General features: G+C 64.2%; 16 protein-coding genes and 1 tRNA gene. 4 read left to right on the top strand and 13 right to left on the bottom strand.

Features of this window, described 5'->3' with window-relative positions; translation table 11 throughout:
• Positions 1–26: 26 nt before the first annotated feature.
• Positions 27–1,406: an NAD-dependent succinate-semialdehyde dehydrogenase gene (locus A9995_RS07355; protein WP_067610850.1), complete on the top strand. Its 1,380-nt coding sequence runs from the start codon at positions 27–29 to the stop codon at positions 1,404–1,406.
• 22 nt (positions 1,407–1,428) lie between these two features.
• Here A9995_RS07355 and A9995_RS07350 read toward each other — a convergent pair.
• Positions 1,429–1,505: transfer RNA gene (locus A9995_RS07350), tRNA-Arg, on the bottom strand.
• Between the two features lie 60 nt (positions 1,506–1,565).
• Here A9995_RS07350 and A9995_RS07345 point away from each other — a divergent pair.
• The gene (locus A9995_RS07345) at positions 1,566–2,306 is read left to right on the top strand and encodes a queuosine precursor transporter (protein WP_067610848.1); all 741 of its coding nucleotides are present in this window, start codon (positions 1,566–1,568) and stop codon (positions 2,304–2,306) included.
• A gap of 78 nt (positions 2,307–2,384) precedes the next feature.
• Here A9995_RS07345 and A9995_RS07340 read toward each other — a convergent pair whose 3' ends face one another.
• The 10 genes from A9995_RS07340 to A9995_RS07295 all read right to left on the bottom strand — a co-directional run bounded on the left by A9995_RS07340 (position 2,385) and on the right by A9995_RS07295 (position 13,817).
• Positions 2,385–5,315, bottom strand: a complete 2,931-nt coding sequence (locus A9995_RS07340; RefSeq protein ID WP_067610845.1) for a TonB-dependent receptor — start codon at positions 5,313–5,315, stop codon at positions 2,385–2,387.
• A 153-nt stretch (positions 5,316–5,468) separates the two neighbouring features.
• Positions 5,469–6,482, bottom strand: coding sequence for a P-type DNA transfer ATPase VirB11 (virB11, locus tag A9995_RS07335; protein WP_082992553.1), 1,014 nt, complete (start codon positions 6,480–6,482; stop codon positions 5,469–5,471).
• Positions 6,483–6,496: 14 nt separating this feature from the next.
• Positions 6,497–7,624 carry a TrbI/VirB10 family protein gene (locus tag A9995_RS07330; RefSeq protein WP_233998126.1) on the bottom strand — a complete coding sequence of 376 codons (1,128 nt, stop codon included), beginning with the start codon at positions 7,622–7,624 and terminating at the stop codon, positions 6,497–6,499.
• Complete coding sequence (locus tag A9995_RS07325; protein ID WP_067610842.1) at positions 7,621–8,412, bottom strand: TrbG/VirB9 family P-type conjugative transfer protein; 792 nt, start codon at positions 8,410–8,412, stop codon at positions 7,621–7,623. Before A9995_RS07325 ends, A9995_RS07330 begins: the two co-directional genes overlap by 4 nt.
• Positions 8,409–9,584 (bottom strand): type IV secretion system protein, encoded by a 1,176-nt coding sequence (locus A9995_RS07320; protein WP_067610839.1) that lies wholly within the window; start codon positions 9,582–9,584, stop codon positions 8,409–8,411. Before A9995_RS07320 ends, A9995_RS07325 begins: the two co-directional genes overlap by 4 nt.
• On the bottom strand, positions 9,581–12,007 hold the full coding sequence (locus tag A9995_RS07315; protein WP_067610836.1) for a VirB4 family type IV secretion/conjugal transfer ATPase: 2,427 nt from the start codon (positions 12,005–12,007) through the stop codon (positions 9,581–9,583). The genes A9995_RS07320 and A9995_RS07315 overlap by 4 nt, the downstream gene beginning before the upstream one ends.
• Before the next feature lie 28 nt (positions 12,008–12,035).
• A complete protein-coding gene (locus A9995_RS07310; protein ID WP_067610834.1) occupies positions 12,036–12,320 on the bottom strand; it encodes a type IV secretion system protein VirB3 in 285 nt (94 codons plus the stop codon).
• A 1-nt stretch (position 12,321) separates the two neighbouring features.
• Positions 12,322–12,621 (bottom strand): TrbC/VirB2 family protein, encoded by a 300-nt coding sequence (locus A9995_RS07305; RefSeq protein WP_067610832.1) that lies wholly within the window; start codon positions 12,619–12,621, stop codon positions 12,322–12,324.
• 7 nt (positions 12,622–12,628) lie between these two features.
• Positions 12,629–13,285 (bottom strand): lytic transglycosylase domain-containing protein, encoded by a 657-nt coding sequence (locus A9995_RS07300; RefSeq protein ID WP_067610830.1) that lies wholly within the window; start codon positions 13,283–13,285, stop codon positions 12,629–12,631.
• A 160-nt stretch (positions 13,286–13,445) separates the two neighbouring features.
• Complete coding sequence (locus A9995_RS07295; protein WP_145916851.1) at positions 13,446–13,817, bottom strand: hypothetical protein; 372 nt, start codon at positions 13,815–13,817, stop codon at positions 13,446–13,448.
• A gap of 243 nt (positions 13,818–14,060) precedes the next feature.
• Between A9995_RS07295 and A9995_RS07290 the strand changes: the two genes are divergently transcribed.
• Positions 14,061–15,641 (top strand): hypothetical protein, encoded by a 1,581-nt coding sequence (locus A9995_RS07290; protein ID WP_067610826.1) that lies wholly within the window; start codon positions 14,061–14,063, stop codon positions 15,639–15,641.
• 107 nt (positions 15,642–15,748) lie between these two features.
• Positions 15,749–18,520, top strand: coding sequence for a TonB-dependent receptor domain-containing protein (locus A9995_RS07285; RefSeq protein ID WP_067610824.1), 2,772 nt, complete (start codon positions 15,749–15,751; stop codon positions 18,518–18,520).
• A 77-nt stretch (positions 18,521–18,597) separates the two neighbouring features.
• Here the strand turns inward: A9995_RS07285 and A9995_RS07280 are convergent, their stop codons facing one another.
• Both A9995_RS07280 and A9995_RS07275 read right to left on the bottom strand, forming a co-directional pair.
• Positions 18,598–19,272: a response regulator transcription factor gene (locus A9995_RS07280; RefSeq protein ID WP_233998125.1), complete on the bottom strand. Its 675-nt coding sequence runs from the start codon at positions 19,270–19,272 to the stop codon at positions 18,598–18,600.
• A 75-nt stretch (positions 19,273–19,347) separates the two neighbouring features.
• Positions 19,348–20,490 carry an acyl-CoA dehydrogenase family protein gene (locus A9995_RS07275; RefSeq protein ID WP_067610822.1) on the bottom strand — a complete coding sequence of 381 codons (1,143 nt, stop codon included), beginning with the start codon at positions 20,488–20,490 and terminating at the stop codon, positions 19,348–19,350.
• Positions 20,491–20,501: the final 11 nt, after the last annotated feature.

Here is a 20,501-nt window from a genome sequence, read left to right as displayed (position 1 = left end):
GAACTCTCAGACAAAGGACGCATCCCATGGGCACGATCACCACCGTCAATCCGGCCACCGGCAAAGACCTCTCCTCCTACGAACAGATCGATCGCGCCGAGGCGAACCAGAAGGTCGAAGCCTGCCACGCGGCCTTCGAAAAATGGAAACTCGAATCGCTCGAGGAGCGCGCCAAGGTGCTCAAGGGCATCGGTCAGGCACTGCGCGACAACAAGGAAGAGCTCGCGCAGCTGATGACCGACGAGGTCGGCAAGCTGATCAAGGACAGCCGCGACGAGGTCGAGCTGTGCGCCGCGATCTGCGACTACACCGCCGCCAATGGCCCGAGCGAGCTCGCCGATCAGAAGCGCGAACCCTCGAATGCCGGACGCGGGATCGTAACCTTCTCGCCGATTGGCGTGATCTACGGCATCCAGCCGTGGAACTTCCCCTCCTATCAGGTGATCCGCTACGCCATCGCCAATCTGATGACAGGCAATGGCGTGCTGCTCAAGCATGCCAGCAATTGCACCGGCAGCGGGCTCAAGCTCGCCGAGATTTTCCTCAAGGGCGGCCTGCCCGAGAACCTCTTCACCGTGCTGGTGATCGATCACGACACATCGGATGCGATCATCGCGCACGACAAGGTGCGCGGCGTGACGCTGACCGGGTCGGACACGGCAGGCAAATCGATCGCCGAGGCCGCGGGCAAGGTGCTCAAGCCGACCGTGCTCGAACTCGGCTCCAACGACGCCTATATGGTCCTCGAGGACGCCGATCTCGATCTTGCCGCCAAGGTCTGCGCCAATGCGCGGCTCTACAACAACGGCCAGACCTGCATCAACGGCAAGCGCTTCATCGTGACCGAGAAGGTCTACGATGCGTTTCTCGACAAGTTCAAGGCGCGCTTCGAAGCGGTCAGGACCGGCGATCCCAATGCCAAGGATAGCGACATGGGCCCGATGTCGAGAAGCGATCTGCGCGACACGCTTCAGAAGCAGGTCGACCAGAGCATCGAGAAAGGCGCCACCGCTGCCGTGGGGTGCAAAATTCCCGACGGACCGGGCGCCTTCTATCCGGCCTCGATTCTGACCGATGTCGCGCCGGGCCAACCCGCCTATGACGACGAATTGTTCGGCCCGGTCGCCTCGGTGATCAGGGCGAAGGACGACGAGGACGCGATGCGGATTGCCAACGACAGCCGCTATGGGCTGGGAGGCGGAATCCTGTCGAAGAATGTCGACCGGGCGATCGAACTCGCCTCGCGCCATTTCGACACCGGCATGGTGTTCATCAACACCTATGGTGTCGCCGACCCCTCGATGCCCTTCGGCGGGGTGAAGAATTCCGGCTACGGTCGCGAGCACGGCGGCTTCGGCATCAAGGAATTTGCCAATGCCAAGAGCATCTTCGTCGGCAGCGCCTGAGGGGTAGACCTGAGGGGTAGAATGGTGCGCCCGGCAGGACTCGAACCTGCTGCCTCAAGATTAGAAGTCTCGCGCTCTATCCAGATGAGCTACGGGCGCGCACGGCGGGGCAATAGCGCGGGATTGCCTTAACGCCAATCGGAGATAGAACGGGCGGCGATGGAAGATCCCGCGCCGCCCGTCGTTCCCGCTTCCGCCAACGGGCCGCGCTGGCGCTACTACGATCTGGTGATGGCGGCGTTCGTCACCATCCTGATCCTCTCCAACCTGATCGGAGCGGCCAAGCCCTCCTTCATTACCCTACCAGACGGCACCGACTGGTCGTTCGGCGCGGGCGTGCTGTTTTTCCCCATCAGCTACATCATCGGCGACGTGCTGACCGAGGTCTATGGCTACGCGCGCGCGCGGCGCGTGATCTGGACCGGTTTCGCCGCGCTCGCCTTCATGGCTTTCATGGCCTGGATTGTCGTCGCCCTGCCGCCCGCCGCCGGATGGGGCGGACAGGACGCCTATGAGCAGGTGTTCGGCAACACCTGGCGGATCGTCGCCGCCTCGATGATCGCCTTCTGGGTGGGCGAATTCGCCAACAGCTATGTCCTCGCGCGGATGAAGGTCTGGACCAAGGGCAAGGCGCTGTGGACCCGGACGATCGGCTCGACGATCGTCGGTCAGGGACTCGACAGCCTGATCTTCTATCCGCTCGCCTTTTACGGGATCGCCGGATGGCCCCCTGAATTGTTGTGGCAGGTGGTGCTCTCGCAATGGGCGATCAAGACCGCCTGGGAGGCCATGCTGACCCCCTTTACCTATCTGGTGATCGGCTGGCTGAAGAAGCGCGAGGGGGTCGATATTTTCGACACCGCTACCGATTTCTCGCCCTTCGCCCGCACCCAAGGCTGACCGCCCACACCAAAGAAAATGGGGCCGGACAACGCGTCCGACCCCCTCTCTCTCCCTCTCCCAAGGGAACTCAAAGCGTCAGAACGTCACGCCCACCCCGATGCCGTAGCGGCGCGGATCGAGGGTGAAGATGTTCGAGAACAGCCCCGAACTGGCGTCGGTAACATAAAGACCGGTCTCCGAATTGCTGTCGAAGATGTTCTGGACAAAGCCGCGCACGAACCAGCGATTGTTCGGTGCGTTGAGCTGGATCTGGGCATTCGCCTGTACAAAGGGCGCAATGCGATTGACCCGGCCGTTGAACACATTGCCGAACTGCTCGCCGGTAAAGGCCAGATCGAACCGCGGCACCAGCGTCATGCCACTCTCGAATTCGGAAGTGTACTGGACCCCGAGCGAAGCCTTCATCTCGGGCGCCTGCGGCAGCTTGTTGCCCCGCAGGTTCACCTCGACGCCCGGGCTCAGCACCTGAATGCCGCCGAAAGCCGGACCGATCGCCGTGGCCTGCGCCTGAAGCACCGAACAGATCGAGAAGGCGCCGGTCGATGCGATCCCTCCGTCCGACGGGAAACCGGTCGGTCCGCGCAGGCCAAGCGCGGGATTGATCGCCGCGACAAATGCGTTGGCCCCCGCCCCGGTGACCGCGCAGTTCGCGCCGTTGGTGATGTCCTTGATGATCACAGCGCTGGGATCGCCGCCGCCGGGATCGCGCGGGTTGGAGAAGAACTGGTCACCGGCCACCTCGGCCTGGAGGTAGCTGAAGTTCATGTTGATCAGCCAGTTGTAGGATGGCCGGATGATCGATTCCAGTTCGACACCCCAGATGTTGGCATCGATCGTGTCGTTGACCGAGGTCCGCGCGATGATGCGGCTGAGCTGGAGGTCCTTGTATTTGTAGTAGAACGCGGTGGCGTTGAGTTGCAGCGCCCCATTGGCGAGCGTGTTCTTGCTCCCGATCTCGAACGCGTCGATACTTTCGGGAGCGAAGGTGTCGCTGACTTCGAAAATCGGCTGCAGCGGCGGGTTGATGCCACCCGATTTGTAACCTCGCGAATAGGACGCATAGATCAGATTGTCGGGCGTGACCTGCCAGTCGAGGACCGCACGGCCGGTAATCTCGTTGAAGCTGACTTCGCGGAACTGGGTCAGCTGGTTACCCGGAACCCCCGGATCGGCATCGAAACCGCCGACGAAGGGCGATGTGAACGGGTCGTCCGTGTTCGCGAAGGGGTTGAGGAAGCTTGCAAGCGTCGACCGCGCGGTGATGGCCTTGCTGTCGTCATTGTAGCGCAAGCCGCCGGTGAACTTCAGCGTGTCGGAAATATCGAAATAGACCTCGCCGAAAATGCCGAAGCTTTCGAGCTGGAAATCCAGCGTCCGGTTGCGGAAAAACGACGTAGCGAGATACGATGGAGGCGCGCCCGCGGCGAACGCATTGAAGGTTCCAAGAATGCCGGTGACATAGTCGATGGCGAAGCTGTTGACGTAATAGCTGTTCTCGGAGACGCTGGAATCGGCGTAGATCCCGCCGACCAGGAAGTTGAACGGTCCGTCGAAATCGGACGAGAGGATCGCTTCTATCGACCACGCCTTTCGCTCTTCGTTCGAACGGTCGAACTGCAGCGATTCATCCGAACAGGCCGCCGCCCCCTCGTACACGCCGAAATTGCCCGAGCGGTTGTCCGAGGCGCACAATTGCCCATTCGGCCCATTCGGGATGAGCGCCTGTGCAATCGGAGCGAAATAGGCAGCCGACCCGGGAACGAAGGCCGGTCCGGGTGCAGGCAGGCCCGTCGGGATTCCGTTGGCAGCGAAAAAGGCCAGCGTGTTGAGCGCCGGCGCCAGCTGCGAACGATCGGTCACGCCCAGGTTGTAATCCTGGCGCGAATCCACCGACGCTTCCTGATAGGTCCCGGTCAGCGACAGGTTGAACGCTCCGATGCCCTGATCGAGATGCGCCTGGAAGATCATCTCATCGGCAAAATAGGTCGGCGTGAACGCGGTGTTGACCTGCCGTGCATCGGCCGGTTCCTGAAAGTTCGCATAGGCGCCGGGCCCATAGAGGCTGTTCAGCCCGAATGCCGCCGGGATACCCTGGATGGCGAAAAATTCCGATGAGCCGAGCGTGCCGGTGAAATTGGCGTTGGTGTTGTTCTTGGAGAAGTCGCGCCGGTTGTTGAGACAGCCCAGCACGCCGGTCGGGTCGAACTGGCATTTCTGCTTCTGGATGCGAAGCCGGTCGTCGTCTTCGCGGAAATAGTAACCCATCAGGTCGAGAGTGGTGTTGGCGCCGGGTTCGAACCGCAGCGATCCACGCACCGCATACATGTCGCGGCCGTCGATGTCGGTGCCGTCGAAGAGGTTCTCGGTGTAGCCGTCGCGGTTGAGATAGAACCCCGCGACCCGTACGCCGATCGCATCGCCGATGGGCACGTTGATCATGCCCTTGGCCTTGATGCTGTTGTAATTGCCGTACTCGCCCTCGAGCGCGGCCCCGAAGCCCGACAGGTCGGGCTTGGCGGTAATGACGTTGACCACGCCCGAGGTGGCATTGCGTCCGAACAGGGTTCCCTGCGGACCGCGCAGGACCTCGACCCGCTCGAGATCGAAATACTCGGTCTCGAACAGCCGGGTGCCGAACAGTGGTGCGGAATTCATGTGGATCGCGGTGGCGCTGTCGCAGGAAACGCCCACGCAAAGATCGCCGATCCCGCGAATCGTGAAGCTCGAACTGGTGAAGTTCGACTTGGTGAAGGAGACATTGGGCAAGGTCAGCTGAAGATCGCTCGCATTTTCGATCTGCTGCGCATCCAGTGCTGCGGCATCGAAAGCGCTGACCGCGATCGGCACCTCCTGCAGACTCTGGTTCTGGCGCTGAGCGGTGACGATGATCGTCGGTGCGTTGAAACGCTGATCTTCGGGTTCCCCGGTGTCGGTCGATTGCGCGTGCACCGGAACTGCAACTGCACCGGCACAAATGCCGGCCAGAAGGGTGGCCTTAACCCTCATAATTCCCTCTCCTCATCTAGCCGTCTATTTTTGCGGCTTAGACACGGAAAGGTAACAGATCGCAGCTAGCTGGCAAGCCTCTACGCAGCTATGTTGCGCTACAAGCGCCTTACTTGTGATTTTCCGTTGCCGGAGAATGTATTAGACCGGCGATCAGACGAGTTCGCTACTCAGCGATATGTCTGCAATGCCGCGTCCGCCATCCGCATCGCGGCCCAGCTGAACGAGAATGTCGATCACGCTCGAAGCATAGGCGATCGTATCGCTGCGGGTCAGGCCGATCCCAGTCTGCATCACCATTAACGATAGCTGCTCGAGCGCGCCGCTCAGTGAATTGGCGTGGATGGTGGAAAAACTGCCCGGATGGCCGGTGTTGATTGCGCGCAGGAAGCTGACGCTTTCCGCGCCGCGCAACTCGCCCAGCACGATCCGGTCGGGCCGCAGCCGCAGCGCCGCCTGGAGCAGTTCATTGGCGGTGACCTTGGCCTCGCCCAGCTCGCCCTTCACCGCAACGAGACCGACGCCGTTTTCGCCCGGCAAGCGGAGCTCGGGCGTATCCTCGACCAGCACCACCCGCTCGTGTCGCGGAATCTCGCCAAGCATCGCGTTGAGGAAGGTGGTCTTGCCGGTGCTGGTGCCGCCCGAGATCAGGATCGTGCGGCGCTGCCTGATCGCGGCGCGCAGGAACGCGATCGGCTCGGCGTGGGGGTCGGGCAGCGGTTCGTCGCGGCGCGGCTTGAGCGGCCCTTTGTCGTAGGCGTCGAGCGTGAGATCGAGCCGGCGGTGGCGGCGAATCGCCATGGTCCAGTGCTTGCGCGCCGCAGGGGGGCCGCAGAACTGGATCCGCGCACCATCGGGCAATGTCGCGCCGAGCAGCGGATGCTCGCGGTTGATGCCCTGATGGCTGACCCGCGCGACCTGTTCGGCGAGCCTCTGCACCAGCCGGTCGTCGACTTCGGGGACCGCGATCTTCTGCATCCCCGGATGGGCGGAATCCTCGATCCAGACCTCGCCGGGCCGATTGACGAGAATTTCGGTCACCGTGTCGCGGTCGAGCCATTGCCGGAACGGCGCGAGATAGGCGTCGAGATAGACGCTGCGCTCGCTCGCGACGGGTTGCAGCGGCTCGATCTCGCCCGGCTGGAGAGTGTGGATATCCGCGCTCATCTTCGGACGCTCGCTCAGCTGACCTGGGTGAAATCGAGGTCGCGCGCGGTGAAGATGCGGATCGGCTCGCCCTGGCGCACGCGCACCGTAGGGCCGCGCTGGCCATCCTGCTGCGCGGCGACACCGGCGGCGGATTGTCCCGCCCCGCCCAGCACCACAGACGCGCCGCCCGAACCGAGCGCGGAGAGCCCGCCAACGACCGAGAGCAGCATTGCCGATCCGAAGCGCTGGAAGAAGCTGTTGCCGCTGACCCTGCCCTCTAGCCCGGTGGTCCCGTCGAAGCCAACCGCAGGCGAGGCGAGGTTCACCGAGGCGCCATCGGGTCGGATGAGACGGGTCCAGATGACATAGGCGCGCTTCTGCCCGCCCTGCAGGCCGGATTGATACTGGCCGATCAAGCGGCTCGAACGGGGAACCAGGACCCGGGTCCCGTCAAAGCTCTTCACATCCTGGCTGACCACTGCACGAACGAATCCCGGCACGTTGGTGTCGATCGCGGTTTCCAGAACCGCCGGGATCAGCGTGCCTTGCGTCACCGTCGTCGAGGGATTGGTCATCGCCCTTGCCTGCGCCGGAGCGCCGCCGACACCGCCCACGCGGCTGGCGAAATCGCTGGCTGAATCGCCGGTGGCGATCGCTGCGGCAGCCTCGCCCGCGGCGACCGGTCCAGCCTGCAGCGTGGCCGCCGAAGCACCGGAGTCGAACACCAGCGTCGGGCTGGAGTAGGGATTGGTGCTCGGCATCGATTGCGGCGGTGCCGAGTAGACCGGGGATGGCGCGGGGTCTGCATAGGCTGCAACCTGCGCCGTCGTGGCAGGCTGGATTGCTTCGGCTGCTGGCGTTGCGACCGCGGCCGGCTGGGCGGCAGCCGCCTGCTGCGGCGCTGCACTGCCGATTCCCTCCGGCTCGGCGACGCGCGCCGAATTCATACTCCAGAGCGTCACCGCGCCGAGTGCGGCGACCAGCGCGATGCCGGCAACCATCCCGACCCCTTCGCTGCGCCCCTTCTTGGCGGCGACCATCGGGAAGCTGTTGCGTTGCGCCAGATCGATGATTTCGGCATCCGCACCGTCGCGCGGATCGACATCATTGGCAGGTCCGGAGAGACCGCTCTTGGGCGGCATGCGCATGGCCAGTTTCATGATTCCACCTCTCCTGCCGAAACGGAGTTCGTTTCGGCGCGTGTTTCGCGTTGCGGCCGCACCGGACCGGTGTTGACGAGCATGGCTTTCTCCTCGCCCGAGCGCAGCACGATTTCGCGCGGCACGCCGTCGAGCACGATCACATCCTCGCGGACGGTGAAGTTGACCGGGCCCTCGTCGCCCTTGGCATTGGTCGTGAGAATGGCCGGCACGGGGCGGCCTTGCGGCCAGGTCAGGAACACCGCCTCGCCATCGTCGAAGGTGCGCACGGGCAGCAGCGCGGCATCGCCCGAGCCGGCCCAGGCGAAGTTGAGCTCGGCCGGATCGAGCACTGCAAGCGGATCCTGGCTCGCGTCGCGTTCTGCCGCGGTGGTTGCGTCGGCAAGCTGCGCCGGCTCTTCCTCGGGCTCGTCGGGGTAGGTGAAGCTGAGGACGTAGAGCGGTTTCGCGTTCGGGCTGGCCACCAGATCGAACAGATAGGTGCGCTTGTTGGTCACCACGGTCATGTTGGTCGAGGCGCGCGGTTCGAGCGGCTTCACGAACAGCAGGTTCGCGCGCTTGTTGGGAGTGATCTGCCAGGCGGTCGAATCGCCGACCGCCACATTCTCGATCGCCTCGCTGTCATCGAAGCGGATGGTCGCCTGGACCTTCACCTGCCCGTTGACCCGCACGACGCGGCTTTCGTCATAGGGCACTTCGACAAGCCGGTCGTCCTGCGCGGATAGCGGCACGGCCAGCGTTGCGGAAAACAGGGCGACGGCGAGCGCCGTGGCGGTCGGACGGATCATTTCTTGGACTCCAGAGAACTGGTATTGGCCGAGCGGAAGCGGCTGCCGACGCCCTGCGCGCGCGAGATGCGGGCGATGGCGGGCTGCGCCTGACCTGTGCCCGAAGCGGCGTTGAAAACCTTGGTGGTGCGTGTCTGTGCGGCTTGCGCCGCGCCGCCCGAGTCATTGGCCGGCATCGCGACCGGCTGCGCGGCGATATCGATCCGGCGCGCCTGCGCCAGCACCTGAGAGGTGGCCTGCGCCTGCTCGGTGGCGGGTTGCGCAGCAACTGCCGCGGCAGGCGCCTGGACAATGGTCGGCGCATCCTGACGGTCGCTTTCCGAGCGCACCAGACCGAACACCGTCCAGCCGCCGACCATGGTAGCCGCAGTCTTGAGTACCAGCACCATCAGCGCGACATGGACCGCGCCGATCATGAAAAAGCCCATCGCCGCCTGCGCATCGACCTGCCCTGGGTTCGCGACCAGCACGGCCAGGATCGGCACCGCCAGCTCGAGCATCACGCTGCCGCCGATCACCGCGAACAGCGGCGCCAGCGCCAGCATGGTTACGCCCTTGAGCCAGCCGGCGAACAGGCCGCGCGTCCCGTCGAACAACGCCATCACCACGACCACCGGACCCAGCGCCACCAGCACCGCCAACGCGATCCGTGCGGTCACCAGCAGGCCGACCGTGCCCAGCATGAACAGCATGGCGCCCAGCCACATCATGCCCTCCGGAGAGAACGCCGAGATATCCTCGGCCCCGGCGCTCGCCTGTTGGACCGCGAGGAAGACCACATCGATCTTTTGCGCGAAGGTGGTGGTGGCGGACCCGGTCGTGCCGGTCAGGATGCCGGCCAGCCAGTCGGGCGCGCCGATAGCGAGGTTCCAGACCACGCTCTGATAGGCGACCCAGCTGGTTGCGAAGGTCAGCACCAGACCCACGGTGATCATCCGCGGGGTCAGCGCGCGCACCCCGATGCTCGACCTTCCGGTGAGCAGCTGGATACCGAAGATCGCAATGTAGATCGTGAGCAGGATCGTCAGCACCGCGGCCATCGAGCCGCCGGGCGCGAACAGCCGCCCGAACGCCTCTGCGGTGAGATTGCCCGCGGTGCAATCGACCGCGCGCAGCGCTGCCGCCACTCCCGAGCCGACCTCCTGGGCCACCTGCTGGCAATTGACCGTCATTCGGCGGCCAGTCGCTCGGGGATGTCGCCATGGCTGTCGTTGGCGCCGCCGCCCGGCCACGCCGCACCGGTGAGCGAGGGGAACCAGTCCGCGGGATTGTCGCCGACCGCTTCGCGCAGCAGATCGAGCCGCCGCACCGAACCTTCGCGGCCCGAGAGCACGGTGAGCACCTCGGGTGCGCCCGACAGGTCGAGCCGGACCACGACGCTGGCGTCGGGCTGGCGGATCAGGAAGCAGCGGCTGTGTGCAGGCAAGGTGCGGATCAACGCCAGCTCGTGCTGGGTCAGCCCGAAGCCGTCGCAATAGTCCTCGGGACGCGCGCGGCTGTTGGGCATGAAGATCATGGTCGCGGTCTGCTCGACCAATGCGGTGGAAATACGGCTTTCGAGCGCATCGCGCGCGCTCTGGGTCGCGAAACCGACCAGCGCGTTGCGCTTGCGCAGCGTCTTGAGCCAGTCGCGGATCCGCGCGGCAAAGACCTCGTCGTCGAGCGCCTTCCAGCCCTCGTCGATCAGGATCATGGTCGGATCGCCGTCGAGCCGCTCCTCGATCCGGTGGAACAGATACATCATCGTCGGGGTGCGCAGTTTGGGGTTCTCGAGCAGCGCGGTCATATCGAAACCGACCACCCGCGTGGTCAGGTCCAGCCGGTCCTCGGCATTGTCGAACAGCCAGCCGTTTTCGCCCTCACCGATCCAGGCGGCAAGCCGATCGGCGAGATCGCCCGGCTGCGGGCGGCGGGTGCCCGAGAGCAGTTCCTTGAAATGCCGCAGCCGCCGCAGCGAGCCGTCATTGGAATAGGCGGCATCCACCGCAGTTGCGATGGTGGCCGATTCCTCGGGCCCCTCGGCCTTGAGCAGCACGCCCAGCCAGTCGCGCAGAAAGGCGCGGTTGGTGGCGTTGTCGGCCAGCGCCATCGGGTTGAAGCCGGTCGGCTCGCCCGCGCTGATCCGGTCGTAGCGCCCGCCGATCCCGCGGATGAACAGCTCGGCGCCGCGATCCTTGTCGAACAACACCGTGCGCGGCTTGAACTTCTGCGCCTGCGCGGCGAGGAAATTCATCACCACGGTCTTGCCCGAACCCGAAGGGCCGATGACCGAGAAATTGCCCAGATCGCCGTGGTGGAAATTGAAGAAGAACGGGGTCGCGCTGGTGGTCTGCAGCAGCGTCACCGCCTCGCCCCAGTGATTGCCCTCGGCCTTGCCCAGCGCGAAGCCGTGGAACGAGCCGAAGCTGGCCATATTGGCGCTGGAGATCAACGCGCGGCGAACCAGATAGCCTTCGTTGCCGGGGAACTGGCCCCAGAAGGCGGGCTCGAGATTGGTATCCTCGCGCACCGCGATCGCGCCGGTGTCGGCCAGCGCGGCGGCGCAAGCGGCGGTCGCATCGTCGAGCCGGGCGAGATCTCGTTCGCGCACCAGCACGGTCAGGTGATGATCGCCGAAACCCACCGCGCCATTGCCCAGCGCATCGCGCGCCGAGAGCATGTCGGCGCGTTCGGCGGCGGCTTCCTCGTCTGCGGATTTGAGCCGGCGGATCGCCAGATCCATCCGCTCGCGCGCGGTCTGGCGCTCCTGCGGGGCGTAGCTTTCGCTGACCACCATCTCGAACGGCAGCCGCAGCAGCGGGTCGAGCAGGCCCGGGCTGGTCGCCTCGGGATAATCCTTGAGCCCGAGGATCGCGGCAAATTCGGGTGCGCCCGAACCGCGCTGCTCGAGCGCGTCGAGCCCGAACGAGACCCGGCGGTAGGGCAGCATATTGCCGATATCGGCATCGTCAGACGGACGGCGCACCGGGCGCATCTCGCCATTGTAGAGTGCCGAGAGCAGTTCGAGCAGTTCGTTGTTGGTGGCGCCCTGCGGGCTCTCGTAATCGCCCAGCGGCTGCGCGCCATAGGCGGCGAGCGAAGCCATCAGCCCGGTCGCGGCCGATTTGAGCGAGCGCATGTCCTTGGGGTCGGCCTCGACCTCGGTCTGGCCCTTGCGGCGCCATGCCTTGGACGCGCGCTCGACCAGCCCTGCCTTGCCACGCGCTGGGCGGCGGATCAGCGTCACGAACTGGTCGTTAATGAACAGCGAACCCGAACCCAGCCGCTCCTTCCAGCGCTCGGAGATATGGCGGCTCAAATCGTCGGGATAGGTGCCATCGAGATCGACCTCGACCCGGCGGCGCACCACATGATGATACATCACGAAGCGCGCATCCAGCGTCGAGCGCAGCATGATCTCGCGGGTCGCCGCATGGGCGTTGAGCGCCTCGCTGTCCTCGGTCTCGAACAGCAGGCCGGGCACCTGCAGCGCGGTCATCAGCGAGCCGTCGCGCAGCAGCAGTGTGTTGCCGTCGACCAGCCGCGCATAGGGCAGCCGATCGCCCGCGCGCGCTTCCTTGGCGCTCCATGCGGCAGCTCCGATCCAATTGCTCATGCGATAGCGGTCCTTCGTCCGTTACGCGTCAGGCGGCGTAGCTGTTGCAGCCCCAGCGGTTGTAATTCTTCACCCGCGGACATTTCGACACCTTGGTGATCCACAGGTCGAAGATGCGCGGTTCGCGCAGGCAGGCGAAATAGCCGATCCCGTGGATCAGCAACGCAGCGGGCACAGCCCAGAAGCTGCCGGTGATCAGGAACAGCTCGGTCGTCACCATGCCGTTGATGATGAAATAGTTGAACGTCACGCCCGCGAACATCTGCGGGCGGGTGAGCGCGCGATGGACGGGGTGGCGAACAAGCTGTTGCACCTCAGGCTCCCGCCGCTTGCTGGATGCCTGCGACGATCGAGGCGGCACCGAACAGGATGAAGGTGCCCAGGATCACGGTCGCACCGAAGCGCCAGTTGAGGCGACCGGTCAGCATCATGAAACCCACGGCGGCGACCGCCATCACCGCGACCGCGGTGGCGACGTTGCCCAGCAGCGTACCCTGCAACCAGCCGACTGCAGCCACTACCGGGCCCGAACCCGCGGGATCGGTAGCCTGCGCCAGCGCGGCGGTCGGTGCGCCGAACAGCGCCAGTGCAACAAGACGGAACATCGAACGCATCAAGAAACTACTCCCGGGAATGATCGGACAGGCGGCCCATGATGGCCGCGACATAATGCTGGGTCTCGCGAATACGCGGGATGCCGCCGGCGCGGATCACCCGCCCCGGTCCAGCGTTGTAGGCCGCCAGCGCACGCTCGAGATCGCCGTCGAAACGGTCGAGCTGTTCGCGCAGATAGCGCGCGCCGCCTTCGAGATTGGCGAAGGGATCGTCGGGGTCGACGCCGAGGTCGCGGGCCGTCCCGGGCATTAGCTGGGCGAGGCCGCGCGCTCCGACTGACGAAAGCGCGTTGGCACGCCACCGGCTCTCCTGCCAGACCAGCGCCTCGATCAGCGAAGCGCTGAGATCGAAGCGGCGCGCCAGTTCGGCGACCTTGGCCTGGTAAACCTGCGGGACGCCCTGAGCATGCCGCGCGGCGTCGCCGACGATGAATTCAGGATGCGAAACAAGGGCCGAAGACTCGTTTTCGGCATCGGCCGCCTCAAGAAGACCATTGTCGGACTCGACAGTGACAGTGCCGAATTCCGACGCGGACGCAGCAAGACGGCCGGCAATCCAGCGCGCACCGTCATCATCAATTTGTAACACGTCCGCCCTGGCTTGTGTGGCACCAAAGGCCAGGCACATTGCCAGGAGGCTATGCGTGCACGCGGCACGAATCATGGCGCTCTCCACAGTCAGACCCCCCGTTGGGCGCTATACATGACACGCGGGTGACAATGAAATCGTCAGCGCGTCCTGAATGAGCTGAGTTCCAGCCGTTCGTCCCACAAGAGAAACGGCTGATGCCTAAAAGACAGGCCTGACCGGGTTCGCTCGGCTCCTAGCGGGCTGCGATGCGCGCACCCTCGGAAAATTCGCCGCGCTCGAGCATGGCGAGCGCCTGCCGTGCCAGGCGGCGGGAATCGATCCACTCACCCTCCGCAGTCTCCAGTTCGACCCGGTCGCGGTTGTCGCGCGCCGCCTCGAACAATTGCCGGGCGAGTGCCGCGTCACCCTTGCGCGCATAGGCGATACCAAGATTGATCAGCCGCGCCGGGTCGTCATTCGCGATCTGGTCGTTGTCCATGATCGTCGCGATTGCAGCGGTTTCGCGACCTTCTACCAGCGCCTCGTAGCCGTAATTGTCTGTCGCCGGTGCCTGCGCTGCCTGCGCCATGGCCAGAATGGCGATACTCTGGGCGATCCCCAACATGCTCTCTCTCCTTACGCTCTCTGGATGGCTGTTGGAACACATCGCAAAGCCGACTGCAATATATCTGTAACATTGTCATCGTTGAGTCATATCTCCGCGCAGCTTCCTGCCGAAGCGGCTTTCTCGGGCGATTGTCGCGGAAATGTCATGGAGAGACCAAAACTGTCACGTGGCGGGCCTAGCGGATGATTCGCGATCAGAAATTCGCGCCTATCCATCCGGTTTTTGAGGGGACCGTAAACCGTGAAAACAATCACTCGCTCGTTCGTACTTGGCACTTCCGCGCTCGCATTGGCGAGTTGTGGGGCCGATGAAATCGTCTCGCCGGGAACGGGCGGGGACGTCATCATCAACAACCCGCCCCCGACGCCAACCCCGACGCCAACCCCCACGCCGACCAGTTCGCTGGTCACCCCGGCGAGCGGCTGCCCGACCATTTCCAACCCCGACCAGCTGACCGACAGCGGCACGATCACCGGACCGACCGGCGAGTACCGCGTCTGTACGCTGCCAGCGCGCTTCACGGCGTCTTCCACGCTGCCTTACAATCAGGGCATCCTCTACCGGATGAACGGACGCGTCGATGTCGGCAACGACGGTGGCCCCGCCCCCGACGCCAGCGACGGCTCAAGCGACACCAACGCGCTGCTCACCATCGAGCCGGGCGTGATCGTCTACGCCAGCGGCGCCAGCTTCCTCAACGTCAATCGCGGCAGCGATATCCGCGCGGTGGGCACCCAGACCCGACCGATCATCTTTACCAGCCGCGACAACGTTCAGGGCCTCAACAACGCCAATTCCTCGGGCCAGTGGGGGGGTGTAGTGCTCTCCGGTCGCGCGCAGGTCACGGATTGCATCGCCCCGGGCGCCGCCCCCGGATCGGTCAATTGCGAACGTCAGGTCGAAGGGGCGGCGCAGCCTGCCGTCTTCGGCGGCAGCACCAATGACGATGATTCCGGCGATCTCGCATTCGTCCAGATCCGCTATTCGGGCTTCGTCCTGTCGGGCGACAACGAATTGCAGTCGCTCACCACCGGCGGCACCGGAAGGGGCACGACCTTTAATAACATCATGAGCTACAACAGCTCGGACGACGGCGTCGAATTCTTCGGCGGCTACGTCAACGTCAAACGGCTGATCGTCGTCGGTGCGGAAGACGACTCGCTCGACGTCGACACCGGGGCAAAGACCAACGCCCAGTTCGTGATCGTGGCCCAGCGGGCCGCCGGCTCGGATGCCATCATCGAATCGGACTCGGGCAATGCCTTCGAAGAGTCGATCCCGCGTCAGAACCTGCAGATCTCGAATGCCACCTTCATCGCCAACAGCAGCGTGCGCGACCAGGCTATCCGCCTTCGCGGTGGTGCCGATCTCGCGATCGTCAACTCGGTGCTGGTCGATCGGACCGGAGCCACGCCCTGCCTGCGGTTCGACGGTTCGAACACCCTTCGGGCAGCGAATGCCGCGCAGGACGAGGCCGGTCCGCCGGTATTCAACTCCTTCGTACTCGATTGCGCGACCGATTTCCGCAGCGGCGGCGGTGGGGTCACCGCGGCGCAGGTTCAGGCCAATTTCGAGGCCGGCACCAACAACAACGCCAACTTCACAAACACGCTGTCGATGGATTTCCGCAACGGCGCGAACGAGAACGGCGTTGCGGTGTTCAACCCCACCTCGCTGTCGAGCTTCTTCGAAGTTCCGACCAATATCGGTGCGGTCTATCCGGGTAACGACACCTGGATCAACGGCTGGACCTGCAACTCCGCCACGGTGACGTTCGACCCGAACGTCTCTGCGTGCACCTCGCTGCCGGTCTATTCCTAAGACGGAGCCCGGGGAGCGGCCGTATCGGTGCGGCCGCTCCCCTTTTCCTACGCAAGAACCCGTTGGGTTCCTTGAAATTACGACCACAAATGAGGGGGTCAAACCACATGTCGACTGGTAAGCGGCTGGCAGGGTTGCTGCTTTTCACCACGGCGCTGTCCGTTCCGGGATACGCTTTCGCGCAAGGTACGGGCGCGCAAGGTACGGGCGGACCGCCCAGCACCGGTGCGCAGGGCGCCACGCCCGACGAGAATGCGGACGAGGTTCTGACGGATACCGCCCAGGGCACCGCACAAACGCAGCAGCCAGACGAGTCCGAGCAAGAACAGCCCGACGTCTCGATTCCCGGCGGCGGCGGCACCATCATCGTGACCGGTCAACGGCGCACCGACCCCGCGCGCTCCTCGACCCAGGTGGTCTCGGTCCTCAGCGAAGAAGCTATTGCGCGCACCGGCGAAGGCGACATCGCCGGTGCGCTCAGCCGGGTCACCGGACTTTCCACCGGTGCCAACGGCCTGGTCTATGTCCGCGGCCTGGGCGATCGCTACTCGCTCGCGCTGCTCAACGGCCTCCCGCTACCTTCGCCCGAACCGCTCAGCCGTGTGGTCCCGCTCGATATTTTCCCGACCAGCGTGATTGCATCCTCGCTGGTCCAGAAAACCTATTCGGCGAACTTCCCCGGCGAATTCGGCGGCGGCGTGATCAACCTCACGACCAAGGCGATCCCCGACGAAAGCTTCCTCGAGATCAGCGTCAGCGGCAGCGGCGACGAGCAAACCACGTTCTCGACCGGCTACACCTATTACGGCTCGCAATACGACTGGTTCGGCTTCGACGACGGCAGTCGCGATCTTGGCCCCAACCTGCAGAATTTCTTCGACAGCGGTGCCCGTATCAACGACCAGGATGTCGATACCAAAGGCATCCTGCTCGAACTCGGCAATCCCAATCGTATTCTGCTGCAGAAGAACGATTTCCTGCCGATCAACATGTCGGGCGGCATCACCGCAGGCACCGGTTTCGATTTCGGCGACACCGGCAGGTTCGGCGTGATCGCCACGGCCTCGCTCAGCAACAAGTGGCGCAATCGCCGCATAATCTCACAGAGCGCGATCAATGCCGATCTCGATCTCAACAGCGATTTCGTCGATTTCGTCACCGACAACCGGATCACGGTCAATGGCCTGCTCGGCTTCGGTCTCGAGCTCGGCGAACACCAGTTTCGTTTCACCAATCTGTTCATCCGCGATTCGCTCAAGCGTTCAGCGCTCTCTCTGGGCGAGGACCTTCAGGACAATGATACCGATCTGATCCAGAACACGTCGTGGTACGAGCGGCAGCTGCTCGATACGCAATTCGTCGGCGAACTGGAATTTGGAGACCTATCGGTCGATTTACGGGGCGGTTACGCCCAGACCCAGCGCGAAGTGCCGTTCGACTGGGAATTCACCTACAGCCGCGCCAATAATGCCTCCGATATTGGCGACCTGTTCCTGAACACTCTGGATCCCCAACGCGGCGGTGCGATCGTGTCGTTCTCGGATCTCACCGAGGATCTCTATTACGGCGGCATCGACCTCAGCTATTCCGCGACCGACTGGCTGAGCGCAACGGTCGGCTATGCCTATACTGACACCAAGCGTTTCTCGACCCGACGCGAATTCGATATCCGCGCCTCGACCGGCTTCCCCGACGCTTTCGGCGCCTTCCGGCCCGACAATTTGCTTGGAGATGCCCTGATCGAGCTGGGCTTCAACCCCGAGGCGCAAGCGGCCGCCGGGCTCGACCCGTTCGAGTTCAACATCTTCGAAACCACCGAATCCGATCCCGCTTTCGATGCGGGGCTGGAAATCCATGCCGCCTACGGCAAGCTCAACATCAGCCCGATGGCCGGGCTGACGCTCGATATCGGGGTCCGCTACGAGGACGCCGTTCAAACCGTCAATCCAGTCGAGGTCTTTGCCGAAACTCTGGGATCGAACAGTTCGACGCTGATCGCGAACGACTACTTTCTGCCAGCGGCGACGCTCACCTACGAGATCCTGCCCGATCTCCAGGCGCGCCTCAGCGCTTCGAAGACGATCGCCCGACCGCAGTTCCGCGAGTTGATCTTCCAGACCTATTTCGATCCGGAGAGCAACCGCCAGTTCAACGGCAATCCGAGCCTGATCGACACCGAACTGACCAATTACGAAGCACGACTCGAATATTACATGGGCGGCGGCGATCGGATCAGTGTGGCCGGATTTTACAAGGATCTGGAAAACCCGATCGAGATCTTCTCGAGCTTTTCGGACAACGACCAGATCAGCGGTTTTGCCAACGCCCCCGCAGCAACGCTCTATGGTGCCGAACTCGAAGCACAGGTCACTCGGGACCTCTATGATTGGGGCGGATTCTGGGAAACCAAGCAGTTCCTGGTTATCGCCAACTACACCTACACCCAATCCGAACTGAAGGTGGGGCCCGACGATATCGCCCGGGTGTTCCCCTTCGCCGATCAGGCGGCGACCAACTTCTTCCGCGACGGGGTTCCCCTGACCGGCCAGTCGGATCACCTGGTCAATCTCCAGCTCGGGCTGGAAGACCAGGAGACGCTGCAGCAGTTCACCGTCCTGTTCAGCTATGCCAGCGATCGCGTGACCAGCCGCGGCACCGCCTCGCTCCCCGACATCGTCGAGGATCCGGGCTTGCGGGTCGATCTGGTCTATCGTCAGGGACTCGACGCTTTCGGCATCCCGCTCGAACTGAAGCTCGAAGCGCGCAACATCACCGGCCGCGACCATATCGAGTTCCAGGATAACGGCACCACGCGCATCGATATCAACACCTGGGAGGTGGGGCGCAGCTTCGGGGTTGGCCTCTCAGCCGAATTCTGAGCTGATCTGTTCCCGAGCTCACAGAAAGGGCCGGCCTGCGGGTCGGCCCTTTTTCGTTGGTTCGACGAACAGCCGATTCAGGCTGCGTCGTAGACGTAGCCGACCGAACGGACGGTGCGCAGCGGCGGCTCGGCACCCACCGCTTCGAGCGCGCGGCGCAGGCGCCCCACCCAGACGTCGACGGTGCGTTCGTCGATCGGCGAATCCTGCTTGCCCAGCCCGGCGATCAGCGCCTGGCGGGTGAGGACGCGGTTGGGGTTTTCGGCGAGGAAACGCAGCAGCCGAAACTCGTTGGGCCGCAGGCTGAGCGGCTCGCCCTCCCAGCGCGCCTGGAGCGCTCCCAGATCGATGGTCAGTGGACCGAGATCGAGCACCATCGCCATCTGGCGCTGCTCGAGCGGCGAGCGCAGCGCCAGCACGCGGTCGAGCACGCTGCGGCGATCGAGCGGGCCGATCAGATAGTCGTCCGCCCCCGCCTGCAGCGCGCGACGCCGGTCCTCGGCCTCGCCGCTTTCGAGCACCATGGTGACATGCGCATCCTGCAACCGCGGATCGGCGCGAAGCCGGCGGCACAGCTCGAGCCCCGCCATGGTCGGCAGGACCCAGTCGATGAACACCCACACCGCACCTTCGGCCAGCCGGTCGGGCCCGTTCGCGCCCAGCCGCGCAAAAACGAAGCGCGTGCCTTCGTGCTCGAAGGTCTCGAGCATTTCGCCGAGTTCGGCGGTCAGAAATATCGTGACGGTTTCCACCCCGGGGCCCTCCTTGGGAGAGGACCGGCGTGGCGCGCTAGTGTGACCTGATTGTGACGGCGCGGCGCCTTGAATTCAAATGGCGCGCCCGACCACTTCCTTCATGATTTCGCTGGTGCCGCCATAGATCCGCTGGACCCGCGCATCGCGCCACAGCCGGGCGATCGGGTATTCGTTCATATAGCCCGCGCCGCCATGCAATTGCAGCCCCATGTCGCAGCTCTCCCACTGCAGTTCGGTGTGCCACAGCTTGGCAGCGCTGGCCTCGTCGGTGGTGAGGTTACCGGCCAGATGGCGCGTGATCGCCCAGTCGAGATGCGCCCAGCCGACCTGCAGTTTGGCCTTGAGATCGGCGAGGACGAATTTGGTGTTCTGGAACTCGATCACCGTGCGCCCGAACGCCTTGCGATCCTTCACGAAAGCCACAGTCTCGTCGAAGGCGCGCTGCGCACCGGCCTGCGCGCCGACCGCGATCGAGAGCCGTTCCTGCGGCAGTTCTTCCATCAGGTGAATGAAGCCACGCGCCTCCTGCCCAAGCAGGTTATCCTTCGGCACCCGGCAATCCTGGAAAAACAGTTCGGAGGTATCGGCGGAATGCTGGCCGATCTTGTCGAGATTGCGCCCGCGCTCGAACCCCGGGGTGCCGGCGTCGACCAGGATGAGGCTGGTCCCCTTGGCGCCCTGGCTGGGATCGGTCTTGGCGACCACGATCACGCAATCGGCGTTCTGGCCGTTGGTGATGTAGGTCTTGGAGCCATTGATCACCCAGTGGTCGCCATCGAGCGTGGCGGTGGTGCGGATGCCCTGCAGGTCGCTGCCTGCGCCCGGTTCGGTCATGGCGATGGCGGTGATGATGTCGCCCGAGACCATTCCGGGGAGATATTTGGCGCGCTGTTCGTCGGTGCCCAGCCGCTCGAAATAATTGGCGGTGATGTCGTTCTGCAGCGTGAAGCCCGCCGAGCTGCCGAGATAGGCAAGTTCCTCGGTCACCACGCAGTTGAAGCCGAAATCGAGTCCCAGCCCGCCGTTCTCCTCGGCGACGGTCGGGCACAGCATCCCCGCCTCGCCCAGCGCCTTCCACGCCTCGCGCCCGACGATGCCTTCCGCCTCGTGGCGATCGAGGAACGGCGTCATGTGTTCGGCGAAGACCTTGCGGACGGTGCCGCGGAAGGCTTCGTGATCGTCGCTGTAGGCGAAGCGGCTGGCGGTATCGAGCATGGGTAAGGTCC

It is taken from the genome of Erythrobacter sp. QSSC1-22B, assembly GCF_001678665.1.
Classification (GTDB): domain Bacteria; phylum Pseudomonadota; class Alphaproteobacteria; order Sphingomonadales; family Sphingomonadaceae; genus Qipengyuania.
Note: the sequence above shows the minus strand (reverse complement) of the source record. Positions and strands in the feature narration are given on the sequence as shown.

Excerpts from the sequence above, each read along its gene's own strand:
- A9995_RS07305 (WP_067610832.1), bottom strand. The coding sequence starts at position 12,621 with ATGCGTTCGATGTTCCGTCTTGTTGCACTGGCGCTGTTCGGCGCACCG.
- A9995_RS07330 (WP_233998126.1), bottom strand. The coding sequence starts at position 7,624 with ATGAAACTGGCCATGCGCATGCCGCCCAAGAGCGGTCTCTCCGGACCT.
- A9995_RS07325 (WP_067610842.1), bottom strand. The coding sequence starts at position 8,412 with ATGATCCGTCCGACCGCCACGGCGCTCGCCGTCGCCCTGTTTTCCGCA.
- A9995_RS07300 (WP_067610830.1), bottom strand. The coding sequence starts at position 13,285 with ATGATTCGTGCCGCGTGCACGCATAGCCTCCTGGCAATGTGCCTGGCC.
- A9995_RS07275 (WP_067610822.1), bottom strand. The coding sequence starts at position 20,490 with ATGCTCGATACCGCCAGCCGCTTCGCCTACAGCGACGATCACGAAGCC.
- A9995_RS07315 (WP_067610836.1), bottom strand. The coding sequence starts at position 12,007 with ATGAGCAATTGGATCGGAGCTGCCGCATGGAGCGCCAAGGAAGCGCGC.
- A9995_RS07295 (WP_145916851.1), bottom strand. The coding sequence starts at position 13,817 with ATGTTGGGGATCGCCCAGAGTATCGCCATTCTGGCCATGGCGCAGGCA.
- virB11 (WP_082992553.1), bottom strand. The coding sequence starts at position 6,482 with ATGAGCGCGGATATCCACACTCTCCAGCCGGGCGAGATCGAGCCGCTG.
- A9995_RS07345 (WP_067610848.1), top strand. The coding sequence starts at position 1,566 with ATGGAAGATCCCGCGCCGCCCGTCGTTCCCGCTTCCGCCAACGGGCCG.
- A9995_RS07340 (WP_067610845.1), bottom strand. The coding sequence starts at position 5,315 with ATGAGGGTTAAGGCCACCCTTCTGGCCGGCATTTGTGCCGGTGCAGTT.
- A9995_RS07285 (WP_067610824.1), top strand. The coding sequence starts at position 15,749 with ATGTCGACTGGTAAGCGGCTGGCAGGGTTGCTGCTTTTCACCACGGCG.
- A9995_RS07355 (WP_067610850.1), top strand. The coding sequence starts at position 27 with ATGGGCACGATCACCACCGTCAATCCGGCCACCGGCAAAGACCTCTCC.
- A9995_RS07320 (WP_067610839.1), bottom strand. The coding sequence starts at position 9,584 with ATGACGGTCAATTGCCAGCAGGTGGCCCAGGAGGTCGGCTCGGGAGTG.